The organism is Microbacterium maritypicum MF109 (genome assembly GCF_000455825.1).
Taxonomy (GTDB): Bacteria; Actinomycetota; Actinomycetes; order Actinomycetales; family Microbacteriaceae; genus Microbacterium; species Microbacterium maritypicum_A.
Window position 1 is genome coordinate 17,293 of the sequence record NZ_ATAO01000188.1, and the last position, 12,258, is coordinate 29,550.

Annotated in this window: 8 protein-coding genes; all 8 read left to right on the forward strand. The window is 70.4% G+C overall.

Going from position 1 to position 12,258, the window contains the following annotated elements:
* Positions 1-23: 23 nt before the first annotated feature.
* From L687_RS31985 to menC, 8 genes are read left to right on the forward strand one after another with little or no spacing between them, the layout of a single operon-like run.
* Positions 24-1,619 (forward strand): ABC transporter substrate-binding protein, encoded by a 1,596-nt coding sequence (locus L687_RS31985; protein ID WP_021199888.1) that lies wholly within the window; start codon positions 24-26, stop codon positions 1,617-1,619.
* Between the two features lie 21 nt (positions 1,620-1,640).
* Positions 1,641-2,639 carry an ABC transporter permease gene (locus L687_RS31990; RefSeq protein WP_021199889.1) on the forward strand — a complete coding sequence of 333 codons (999 nt, stop codon included), beginning with the start codon at positions 1,641-1,643 and terminating at the stop codon, positions 2,637-2,639.
* Entirely contained in the window at positions 2,639-4,597 is a 1,959-nt protein-coding gene (locus L687_RS31995) for a dipeptide/oligopeptide/nickel ABC transporter permease/ATP-binding protein (protein ID WP_021199890.1), read from the forward strand. Before L687_RS31990 ends, L687_RS31995 begins: the two co-directional genes overlap by 1 nt.
* Positions 4,594-5,637 (forward strand): ABC transporter ATP-binding protein, encoded by a 1,044-nt coding sequence (locus tag L687_RS32000; protein WP_021199891.1) that lies wholly within the window; start codon positions 4,594-4,596, stop codon positions 5,635-5,637. The genes L687_RS31995 and L687_RS32000 overlap by 4 nt, the downstream gene beginning before the upstream one ends.
* A gap of 18 nt (positions 5,638-5,655) precedes the next feature.
* Positions 5,656-8,988: a serine hydrolase gene (locus L687_RS32005; protein WP_021199892.1), complete on the forward strand. Its 3,333-nt coding sequence runs from the start codon at positions 5,656-5,658 to the stop codon at positions 8,986-8,988.
* Complete coding sequence (locus L687_RS32010; RefSeq protein WP_021199893.1) at positions 8,988-10,139, forward strand: M20 family metallopeptidase; 1,152 nt, start codon at positions 8,988-8,990, stop codon at positions 10,137-10,139. The genes L687_RS32005 and L687_RS32010 overlap by 1 nt, the downstream gene beginning before the upstream one ends.
* On the forward strand, positions 10,136-11,047 hold the full coding sequence (locus tag L687_RS32015) for a hypothetical protein (RefSeq protein WP_021199894.1): 912 nt from the start codon (positions 10,136-10,138) through the stop codon (positions 11,045-11,047). The genes L687_RS32010 and L687_RS32015 overlap by 4 nt, the downstream gene beginning before the upstream one ends.
* Positions 11,044-12,150 (forward strand): o-succinylbenzoate synthase, encoded by a 1,107-nt coding sequence (gene menC, locus L687_RS32020; RefSeq protein WP_021199895.1) that lies wholly within the window; start codon positions 11,044-11,046, stop codon positions 12,148-12,150. Before L687_RS32015 ends, menC begins: the two co-directional genes overlap by 4 nt.
* Positions 12,151-12,258 lie beyond the last annotated feature (108 nt).

Genomic DNA, 12,258 nt, shown 5'->3' on the forward strand with positions numbered 1-12,258 from the left:
CCGAACACTGCTGGAGGCTTCTGATGCGTTCTCGTACCCCGCTGATCGCGCTGCTCGGCGCTGCGGCGCTCGCCCTGACATCCTGCGCCGCAGGCGCCCCACAGAGCGGAGGCGACGGCGCCGACGGCGTGCTCGCCGACGGCAAGACCTTCACCTCGGTGATCTCCACCGATCCGGGCAGTCTCGATCCGTTCGTCACCGTGATGTCGGTGGCGCGATCCATCGACCGTTTCCTCTACGCACGGCTCGTGGAAGTGCTGGAGGACGGCAGCATCGCCTCAGGCCTCGCCGACTCCTGGGAGGCGGACACGATCACGGCGACCTTCACGCTGCGCGACGGCATCACCTGTGAAGACGGCACCCCGCTGACGGCGACCGATGTGGCGGCGAACATCACCCACATCGGCGACCCCGCCAACGGCTCTCCTCTGGTCGGGCTGCAGGTGCAGCCGGGCACCAGTGCCGTGGGTGACGACGCCACCGGCACCGTGACGGTCACCAGCGGACGACCGGACTCGTTCCTGATCGAGAACATCGGGAGCATCTCCATCGTCTGCGGCTCGGTGATCGACGACCCGGATGCGCTCGCGAAGGGCGCCGGCGCGACCGGGATGTTCACCATGACCGAGGTCGTGCCGAACAGCCAGTACACGCTGACCCGCCGCGACGACTTCACCTGGGGACCCGACGACTGGGACCCGAAGCAGAAGGGTCTCCCCGACGCGGTGGTGTTCCGGGTGGTCCCGAACGAGACGACCGCCACCAACCTGCTGCTCTCCGGTGAGGTCAACGCCGCTCTCGTGATCGGCCCCGACAACCAGCGCCTGAAGGACGCGGGCCTGTTCCACACCGAGATCCCGACCCCGGCGGGGCAGTTCATCTTCAATCAGGCGGAGGGACGCCCCACGGCTGATCAGGCCGTGCGCGAAGCGCTGATCGAAGCCCTCGACCTCGACCAGATGCGCCAGGTGCTCGGCAGCGGCGCCGGCACCGTTCCGACGGGTCTCGTGACCGTGTCGCCGAACCCCTGCCGCGCCGACGTGCTCACGGGCTTCATGCCGGAGTTCGATGCGAAGGCCGCCGCCGCCGCCCTCGACAGCGCCGGGTGGAAGGCCGGCAGCGACGGGGTGCGCACCAAGGACGGCGAGACGCTGACGCTGCGCATGATCTACTCCTCGCAGCTCGGCGACGCCGGCAACGCGTCGGCGGAGCTCGCCCAGGCCGCGTGGAAGGATCTCGGAGTCGACATCACCGTCGCCGCCGTGGACTCCCCGACGCTGAGCGAGACCCTGTTCTCCACCGGCGACTGGGACATCTCGGCCGCACCGCTCACGGTCTCGCTGCCCAGCATGCTCGTGCCGTTCTACTCCGGTCCGACATCGCCCAACGGCACCAACTTCGCCTCCATCGACAACCCGGAGTACACCGACGCCGTCACCGCGGCATCCGCCAAGGCCGGCAGCGAAGGATGCGACGACTGGGGCGCCGCGGAACAGGCCCTGTACGCGACGACCAGCGTCGTGCCGTACGCGAACATCAACCGCTCGACCTTCGCGACCAAATCGACGTTCACCGAGGGCGACGGCATCGACCCCACGTCGATCCGCATGTACGAGTAGACCGAAGACCGGAGACAGCCGATGGCCAGCACCACCGCCACGCAGGCGATACTGATCAGATCCGCACGGTCGGACAACCCGTGGGTGTCCTTCCTGGTCCGGCGCGGAGGGCAGTTCGTGCTCTCGGTGTGGGTGCTGGTCACGGCTGCCTTCCTCATGATCCACCTCGTGCCGGGCGACCCGGTGCGCGCTGCCCTCGGGCTGAACGCCCCGGCCGAGCTGGTCGAGGCCCGGCGCGCGGCGCTCGGCCTCGACCAGCCGCTCATCGTGCAGTATTTCCGCTACATCGGGGGCCTGTTCACGGGCGACATGGGCTCCTCGATGATCACCAGTCAGCCGGTCTCCGAGATCATCGCCACCCGGCTCCCCGCCACGCTGCAGCTCGCCGTGCTCGCTGTCGTGCTCGTGCTCCTGGTCTCGGTCCCCCTCGGGGTGACGATGGCCGTCGCCACCCGCGGCGGGCGGCGACGTGGCCTCGAACTCGCCTTCGCGACCGGATCGGTCATCCTGGCCGCGATTCCCGAGTTCCTGCTCGCCGTCGGTCTCGTCTACGTGTTCGCGGTGTCGCTGGGCTGGTTCCCGGTGGCGGGCAACACCGCGCCGTTCTCGCTCGTGCTGCCCGTGGTGGCGCTCGCGGTCGGACCGATCGCCGTGTTCTCCCGCATCATCCGGGTCGAGGTGCTCTCGGTGCTCGGTCAAGACTTCATCCGCACCGCACGGGCGAAACGTCTGGCCCCGCACCGCATCTACTCGCGCCACGCGCTGCCGAACGCCATGACCGCGACCCTCACTCTCACCGGCCTGCTCCTGACCGGCATGGTCGCCGGCACCGTGCTGGTGGAGAACGTCTTCGCCTGGCCGGGCCTTGGCACCATGATCGTGCAGTCGATCCTCAGCAAGGATTACTCCGTCGTGCAGGGCATCGTGCTCGTCTACGGGGTCGGGGTGCTCGTCGTGAACCTCGTGATCGACGTGATCCTCGCGCTCCTCGATCCTCGCTCCACCATCAAGGAGGCATGATGTCGGCACGCACCGCCTGGTCGGGCATCGTCCGTTCACCCCTCGGGATCACGGCTCTCAGCCTGATGCTCCTCGTCACCCTCGGCGCGATCTTCGCCCCGATCATCTGGGGTGCGCAGGCCGAGCAGGTGAATCCGGCCGCCATCACCCAGGGCCCCAGCGCCGAGCACCTGCTGGGCACCGACACCCTCGGACGCGACGTGCTCGCCCGTGTCCTGGTCGCGACCCGGCTCTCCGTGGTGCTCGCGGTGATCGCCGTGATCATCGGGGTGGTCGCCGGCACCCTCCTCGGCACGGCGCCGTCGGTGCTCCCCCGGTGGCTCGGACGCCCGATCGTCGGGTTCGTCAACATCGCGGTCGCCTTTCCCGGCCTCCTGCTCGCCCTGTTCTTCGCGGTCATCTTCGGCGTCGGCTCCACGGGCGCCGTGCTTGCGATCGGATTCGCGATGGCTCCGCAGTTCGCCCGACTCACGCAGACCCTGTCGGCCGCGATCGCGGGCCGCGACTTCATCTCCGCCGCCCAGGTCGCCGGCGTCTCGCGCTTCCGCATCCTGATCCGCCACGTCCTGCCGAACATCGGCGAACCGCTCATCGTGAACGCGACAGTGGCGGCCGGCTCGGCGCTGCTCGCCTTCGCCGGGCTGTCGTTCCTCGGCCTCGGCGTGCAGGTGCCCGAATACGACTGGGGCCGGCTGCTCGGCGAGGGCCTGAACCGCATCTACCTGAACCCGGCGGCCGCCCTCGGCCCCGCCGTGGCGGTCGTCATCGCGGGACTCGCGTTCAATCTCCTGGGCGAGACCGCGGCCGCAGCCCTCGGCGGACGATCCGCCAGGCGCCGGCACCGTCTCCCCGCCGTCGCGCTCCCCGGCGCGAGCACGCCCGGCGCCGCCCAGCCCGCGCAGGTCGACGGTGAAGAAGTGGTGCTCCTCGTCGACGACCTGCGCGTCTCCTTCCCGACGCCGGCCGGCTGGGTCACCCCGGTGCGCGGCGTCTCGTTCACGATCTCGCGCGGTGAGGCGATCGGTGTCGTCGGCGAATCCGGCTCGGGCAAGAGCCTCACCGCGCTCGCGGCCGCCCGCCTCATCGAACGCCCGGGTCATGTCGCCGCCGCCCGCCTCGACTTCTGCGGCACGCCGTTGATGACCACATCGGACCGCGCGGTGCGGAGCCTGCTCGGCACCTCGCTCTCGATGGTGTTCCAGGACCCGATGACCTCGTTCAATCCGACCAGGCGCATCGGATCGCAGCTCGCCGAAGCCGCCTCCGAGCACCAGGACATCACCCGGAAGCAGGCCATGGATCGGGCGATCGAACGCCTGCAGTCGGTCCGGGTGCCCGCGGCCACCCGACGCGCCCACCAGTACCCCCACGAGTTCTCCGGCGGCATGCGACAGCGCGCCATGATCGCCATGGGACTCATGAACCACCCGCGTCTGATCATCGCGGATGAGCCGACGACGGCGCTCGACGTGACCGTGCAGCGGCAGGTGCTCCAGCTGTTGGCGGGCGTGCGCCGCGACACCGATGCGGCCATCCTGCTGATCAGCCACGACATCGCCGTGGTCGCCCAGACCTGCGACCGCGTGCTGGTCATGTACGCCGGCCGCATCGTCGAGGACCTGCCTGCGGCCACGCTGCACACCGACGCCCGGCACCCGTACACGCGAGCCCTGCTCGAGGTCGTTCCCGAGCTCGACGCCGACCGCAGCGAGCCGCTCAAGATGATCCCCGGCCGTCCCCCGGCTCCCGGGGCATTCCCGGTCGGCTGCGCGTTCGCCGCCCGCTGTCCTCTCGCGACCGATCTCTGCCGCGAGAGCGATCCCGAGCTGGTGGCGGATGCCGATGGACACCGCGTCGCGTGCTGGCACCCGGTGGACGGCGAGGCCCCGGTCCCGGTGGCGATCGCCACGGTCGCCGACGAGACGACCGCAGAAGAGGAAGAGACGGTCCTGCGATGAGCGAGCTGCGTTTCGATCAGGTCAGCGTGCGCTACGGCACGCATCGTTCCGGCCTCACCGCCGTCGACGACGTCTCGCTCGTGGTCCCATCCGGATCCGTCGTCGGACTCGTCGGCGAGTCGGGATCCGGAAAGTCGACCCTGGCCCGCGCGGCGATCGGGCTGGCCCCGATCAGCGAGGGGACCATCACGCTCGACGGCGTGGACGTGCGGACCTTCCGTCGTCGTCGCCCGATCCAGATGGTGTTCCAGGATCCGTTCTCCTCACTCGATCCGCGCATGACGATCGGCGAGTCGATCGCCGAGGCGCTGCCGCGTGACATCCGCGGTGCGAACGCCCGGCGCACCGAGGTCGCCCGTCTGCTCGACCTCGTGAGCCTCGACGCCGACCGCGCGCAGTCGCTCCCGGCCGCGCTCTCGGGCGGACAGCGTCAGCGCATCGCCCTGGCCAGGGCGCTCGCCGCCCGGCCCGAGGTCGTGATCGCCGACGAGATCACCTCAGCACTCGACGTGTCGGTGCAGGGCTCCGTGCTCAACCTCGTGCGGGAGCTGCGTGGCGAGCTCGACCTCACGATGCTGTTCATCTCGCACAATCTGTCTGTCGTGCGCTACCTGAGCGACCACATCGCGGTGATGTACCTCGGGCGCATCGTCGAGTTCGGGCCCACCGAGCAGGTGCTCGCCGACCCGCAGCACCCGTACACGCGGGATCTGCTGCAGGCGGCGCCCACCCGGCACGGGAACCTGCTCGCGGTCGATCCGCTCGCACCGATCGATGTCGAGCCGGCCGATCCGCACGCGCCGCCCAGCGGATGCCGCTTCCACCCGCGGTGTCCGATCGGCCCGGCCGCACGACCCGACCGTCAGATCTGCGTCATCGCGGAGCCTCCGCTGCCCGCGGGCACGGCGGGCGCTGCCTGTCATTTCGCGGGGACGCCTGCCGACGCCGCGCTCGGGACTGTGCCCACCTCCCAAAGCATCCCCCTGGTTTCGGCCGCGACCACAACACGGTCCCCGCTCTCAGCGGACACAGTGGACTGACCATCGATTGGAGCTCTCATGAACCGCGTCACCGTCGACGACCTGCTCTCCGTCCGCACGCCCGAGCAGCCCGCGCTGTCTCCGGACGGCACCCGCATCGCCTTCGTGCTGCGGACCACCGACCGCGACGGCGACCGCGACGCACGGGCGCTGTGGCAGGTTCCGGCCGCGGGCGGAACCCCCTCCGCGCTGACCTACGCGACGGCGGACTCGACGCCGGTATGGAGCCCGGACGGCTCGCAGCTGGCGTTCCTGCGCGCGCAGGACGGCCCCGCGCAGCTCTGGCTCCTCCCGGCTGCCGGTGGCGAGGCGCGCAACCTCACGACTCTCCCTCTCGGCGCCGGCGCCCCCGCCTGGAGCCCCGACGGACAGCGCATCGCCTTCACGGCGCCGGTCGACGGCGCCGCGCTCCCCGGCGAGGGCGCGGAGACCATCCTCGCCCGGCGTTCGGCACCGACGGCCACCGACCGTCTCGGCTACAAGGCGGACGGCGCGGGGAACCTCGGCACCCTCGTGCAGCAGGTGCACGTGCTCGACGTCGACTCGGGCGCCGTCACGGTCCTCACCCGCGGATCCTCCCACGCCTCCGAGCCGTTCTGGTCGCCCGACGGCACGCGGATCGCCTACTCGTCGAGTGTCGAGGACGATGCGGACCTGACGATGCGGATCCCCGTGTTCGTGCGCTCCTCCACCGACCCGAACAGCGAGGCCGTGCAGATCAGTGCCGCCGACGTGCAGGCCACAGCGGTCGGCTGGACTCCGGACGGTCGCCACGTGCTGGCGGCCGGACGTCTCGACACCGAGGTCGGCAACGCGGATCTGCTGCTGTTCCCGGTCGACGGCGGAGAGCCGCAGAACATCACGGGAAGCCTCGACCGCAACGTGATGCCGGGTGGCCCCGGCTACCCCGGTGGGATGCCGCGGTTCACCGACGGCGGGGACATCGTGTTCTGCCTGCGTGACAACGGCTACTCGCACGTGTACCGCGTGGCCCCCGACGGGTCGGGCGCTGTGACGCTCGTCGGCGGCACCGCGAACGTGTCCGGGCTGTCGGTCGCCGGAGCATCCGCGGCGATCGTGCTCGCCACACCGGAGTCGTTCGGCGACGTCGCACTCCTGGACCTCGCCGACGGGACGACGAGCGTGCTCACCGGATACGGCACCCCCGACTTCGACCTCGTCCGCGCCGAGGAGCGCCGCTTCACGATCTCGGACGGCACGGTCGTCACCGGATGGCTGCGTCGAGACCCCGACGCCGCAGGGCCTCTCCCGCTGCTGCTCGACATCCACGGCGGCCCGCACAACGCGTGGAACGGCGCGGCCGACGTCATCCACCCGTATCACCAGGTGCTCGCACGACGCGGCTGGGCCGTCCTCACCCTCAATCCGCGCGGCAGCGACGGCTACGGCGACGCCTTCTTCTCCGCAGTCTCCGGAGGGTGGGGCGTCAGCGACGCGAACGACTTCCTCCAGCCGATCGACCAACTCGTGGCCGAGGGCATCGCGGATCCGGCTCGCCTCGCCGTCACCGGCTACAGCTACGGCGGCTTCATGACCTGCTTCCTCACCTCGCGCGACGACCGCTTCGCCGCTGCCGTCGCCGGAGGTGTGGTCACCGACCTGTTCTCGATGGGAGGCACGTCCGACTTCGGCCACTACCTGTCGTCGAAGGAGAACGGCGGACTGCCCTGGCGCGACGAGGAGCGCATCTCGGCGCAGTCCCCGTTCACGCAGGTCGATCGGGTCACCACGCCCACCCTCATCCTGCACGGAGCGGCCGACGACCGCTGCCCCGTCGGTCAGGCGGAGCAGTGGTTCACCGCCCTGCGCGAACGCGGTGTCCCCACGCGTCTCGTGCTCTACCCCGGCGGTTCTCACCTGTTCGTCCTCTCCGGCGCACCCTCGCACCGGGCGGACTTCTCACAGCGCGTGATCGACTGGGTCGAGCAGTACGCCCCTGCCGCGGGGAAGCCCGTGCGCGCACGGCTCGACGCCCGGCACTGGCAGCAGCGGCTGAGCGCCCTGGCCGTAGCGCACAAGGTTCCTGGGGCGACCCTCGGCATCCTCCGCGTCGGCGAAGAGCCGGTATATGCGCATCACGGCATACTCAATGTGCGCACCGGCATCGAGACCACCGACGACTCCGTCTTCCAGATCGGCTCGATGACGAAGGTGTGGACCGCCTCCGTCGTGATGCGGCTCGTCGACGAGGGCAGGCTCGACCTCGATGCCCCGATCGTCGACTACCTGCCAGAGTTCTCCTCCTCGGATCCCGAGATCACCGGTCGTGTCACGATGCGCCACCTGCTCAGCCACACCAGCGGGATCGACGGCGACGTCTTCACCGACACCGGGCGGGGTGACGACACGCTCGAGAAGTACGTCTCGCTCCTGGACGGGGTCGCCCAGAACCACCCGCTGGGGGCGACCATGTCGTACTGCAATTCGGGGTTCGTGCTCGCGGGCCGCGTGATCGAGAAGATCACCGGCACCAGCTGGGACCAGGCCATGCGCGACCTGCTCATCTCGCCGCTCGGCCTCTCCCATTCCTCCACGCTCCCGGAGGAGGCCATCATGTTCCGGGCGGCCAGCGGCCACACCGAGACCGGCGACGACGGTCCCGTGCTCGCCCCCGCCTGGATGCTCCCGCGCGCGATGGGTCCGGCGGGACTGGTGAACTCCACGACCGCCGACGTGCTCGCCTTCGCCCGCATGCACCTCACGGGGGGACTCGCCGCCGACGGCACGCGGGTGCTGTCTGAGGAGAGCGTGCGACGGATGCAGCAGCGGGAGGTCGACATGCCCGATCCGTACTCGCTCGGAGACGCCTGGGGCGTGGGGTGGATCCTGTTCGACTGGGACGGGCGCCGACTCTACGGTCACGACGGGAACACCATCGGCCAAGCCGCGTTCCTGCGCATCCTGCCGGACGAGCAGCTCGCGGTGACGATGCTCACCAACGGCGGCAACACGCATGACCTGTATGCCGAGCTGTTCGACGAGATCTTCTCCGAGCTCGCGGATGTGCACGTGCCGGCGGGCCTCACCCCTCCGGAGGAGCCGTTCGCCGACGACTTCTCCGAGTTCGAGGGCATCTACGACCGCTCCGGGGTCCGCACCGAGATCTTCCGCGGTGACGAAGGTCTCCGCATGCGCACCACGCTCAACGGCCCCCTCGCCGCGCTGCTCCCCGACCCGGTGCAGGAGCACCCGCTGGTCCCGGTGCGTCACGGCGAGTTCGTGATGCGGCCGGAGGGCGAGCAGGGGTGGCATGCCGTGGTCTTCTACTCCCTGCCCACCGGCGAGCACTACCTGCACCACGGCGTCCGCGCGGCGCCGAAGGTGTCGTGATGAGCGTGCAGGCGGACGTGGACCTCGACCAGGTCCTGGCCGACATCGAGACCCTCGTCTCCTGCGAGTCCCCCTCCGACGACCTCGACGCCGTCTCCCGCAGCGCCGATGTCGTCGCATCCCTCGGCGAGCGGCTGCTGGGCGTGGCCCCCGAGCGCATCGTGATCGAAGGGCGCACACATCTGCGATGGCGGTTCGGCGAACCGGTGGTGCTGGTCCTCGGTCATCACGACACGGTCTGGCCGCTCGGCTCGCTGCGGAGACTTCCGTTCCGCCTCCACGACGGCGTGCTGCGGGGGCCGGGATGCTTCGACATGAAGACCGGCGTGGCGATGGCATTGCATGCCGTGGCGGCGCTGCCCGACCGCACCGGCGTCAGCATCCTGATCACGGGTGACGAGGAACTCGGTTCGCCGAGCTCACGCGCACTGATCGAGCAGGAGGCGCTCGGCTGTGCCGCGGCCCTCGTGCTGGAGGCCGCGGCCGAGGGCGGCGCCGTGAAGATCGCGCGCAAGGGCGTCTCGCTCTACCGGGTGCACGTCACCGGCCGGGCGGTTCACGCCGGGCTGGAACCGGAGCGCGGGGTGAACGCCGCCGTCGAGGCCGCGCATCTGCTGCTCGCGATCGCCGACCTGGGCGACCGCGCGGCGGGGACCAGTGTGACCCCTACGCTCGTGCGCGCCGGCAGCACCACGAACACGGTGCCGGCTGCGGCGGAGTTCGCGGTCGACGTACGGGTGCGCACGGTGGCGGAGCAGGACAGGGTGGATGCGGCGCTCCGCGACCTCCCTCCGACGATTCCGGGTGCATCCGTCCGTATCGAGGGCGGTGCGAACCGACGTCCGTTGGAGCCGGAGTCGTCGGCGCACCTGTTCGCGCAGGCGGTCGCGATCGCCGCGCGCACCGGACTCACTCCGTTCCAGGGCATCGCGGTCGGCGGGGCCTCCGACGGCAACTTCACCGCAGCGCTCGGCGTGCCGACGCTCGACGGCCTCGGTGCCGTCGGCGGTGGCGCGCACGCCGATGACGAGCACGTGGTGATCGCGATGATCCCCGAACGCACCCTGCTGCTGCAGGAGCTGATCGCCACCGTCCTGGCCGAGCGGGAGACACCGCTCGATCGGGATGCACGGGCCGGAGGAAGGGCATGAGCATGACGGATGCCGCCGCGTTCCGCGCTTCGCCGGAGGAGGCGGCCGATGCCGCGAGCGCCGCAGCCAGGAGAGCGGGAGTGGATATCCGCCTGCTTTCGGAGGTGGACGACTTCGCCCGGGTCGCCGAGCTGTTCCAGGGCATCTGGACGAAGCAGGGCGAGGCCTCTCCCGTCAACGTCGAGACCCTGCGGGCGCTGTCGAAGGCCGGCAGCTACGTGGGCGGCGCCTTCGAGCACGACGAGCTGGTGGGAGCGTGCTTCGGGTTCTTCGCCGCCCCCGGCCAGCGCGCCCTGCACAGCCACATCGCCGGTGTCTCCTCGCGCATGCGGGGCCGCAGCGTCGGCTTCGCCCTCAAGGTGCATCAGCGGGCATGGGCGCTCGACGAGGGGCTGGACGAGATCTCCTGGACGTTCGATCCGCTCATCAGCCGGAACGCGCATTTCAACCTCGTGAAGCTCGCGGCGAGCCCGACGTCGTATCACCGCAACTTCTACGGACACATGGCCGACGCCCTCAACGGCGCGGACGACACCGATCGGATGCTGGTGACCTGGTATGTGCGCGACCCCCGGGTCGTGGCCGCCTGCCACGGCGATCCCGCCGTCTCCGCCGACCGACCCGACGAGGAATTGACCGACGGATCCGCCGACGGATTCGCGCGCGTCGAGCCCCTGCTCAGCGTGGGCGAGGACCTCGGGCCGCTCCGTCATCGCACCGACGCGCGCCTGGTGCGCGTGGCGTTGCCGCGCGACATCGAGACCCTGCGTCTGACCGAACCCGCCCGCGCGACCGCGTGGCGTCTGGCGCTGCGGGAGACGCTCGGATCATCGCTGGAAGGTGGAGGGCGCGTGCTCGCGTTCGACCGCTCCGGCGCCTACACCATCGACAGAGGAGAACAGGGATGAAGCTCACCGGATTCGAACTGCGCGTGATCGAGATGCCCCTGGTGTCGCCGTTCCGGACATCGTTCGGGGTGCAGACCGTGCGCGAGGCGCTGCTGGTCCGCGCGGTCACCGACGAGGCGGAGGGCTGGGGCGAGGGGGTCGCGATGAACGACCCGTTGTACTCCTCCGAGTACGTGGAGGCGAGCGTGGATGTGATCACGCGATTCCTGCTTCCGGCGCTCGCGCAGGTGAAGGATCTGGACGCGGGTGGCGTCGCGCCAGCGCTGGCGAAGTTCAAGGGGCACCGCATGTCGAAGGCCGCGGTCGAGCTGGCGATCCTCGATGCGCAGCTGCGCGCGGCCGGAGTGCCGCTCTCCCGCGAGCTCGGTGCCGTGCGCGACCGGGTCGACTGCGGTGTCTCGGTCGGCATCATGGACTCCATTCCCGAGTTGCTCGACGCCGTCGGCGGATACCTCGACGAGGGGTACGTGCGCATCAAGCTGAAGATCGAACCGGGATGGGACATCGACCCCGTGCGCGCGGTGCGGGAGCGCTTCGGCGACGACGTGCTGCTGCAGGTCGACGCGAACACCGCGTACCACCGCGGCGACGCCCGGCATCTTGCCAAGCTCGACCCGTTCGACCTGCTCCTGATCGAACAGCCCCTCGACGAGGAGGATCTGCTCGGCCACGCGCAGCTCGCCCGGGCCATCACGACTCCGGTGTGCCTCGACGAGTCGATCGTGTCGGCCCGCGCGGCGGCGGATGCGATCGCCCTCGGCGCGTGCTCGATCGTGAACATCAAGCCCGGCCGCGTCGGCGGATACCTCGAAGCGCGTCGCATCCACGACGTGTGCGTGGCCAACGACATCCCGGTGTGGTGCGGCGGGATGCTCGAGACCGGGATCGGCCGTGCGGCGAACGTCGCTCTCGCGGCGCTGCCGGGCTTCACGCTCCCCGGCGACACCTCGGGTTCGGGCCGCTACTACTCCCGCGACATCACCGAGCCGTTCGTCGTCGAAGACGGCACGCTCACGGTTCCGACGGGCCCGGGGATCGGTGTCACCCCGGACCAGGCTGCGCTGGACGCCGTGACGGTCCGCACCGAGTGGATCGCCGTCTGAGCACAGGATGACCGCCCGAGCGGGGCACGACGATCCTGTCGAGATCGACCAAGAGTCGATACGATTTCGTCGTGCCCCACAGCTCCGCGACCGGCGGTCTCCCCCTAC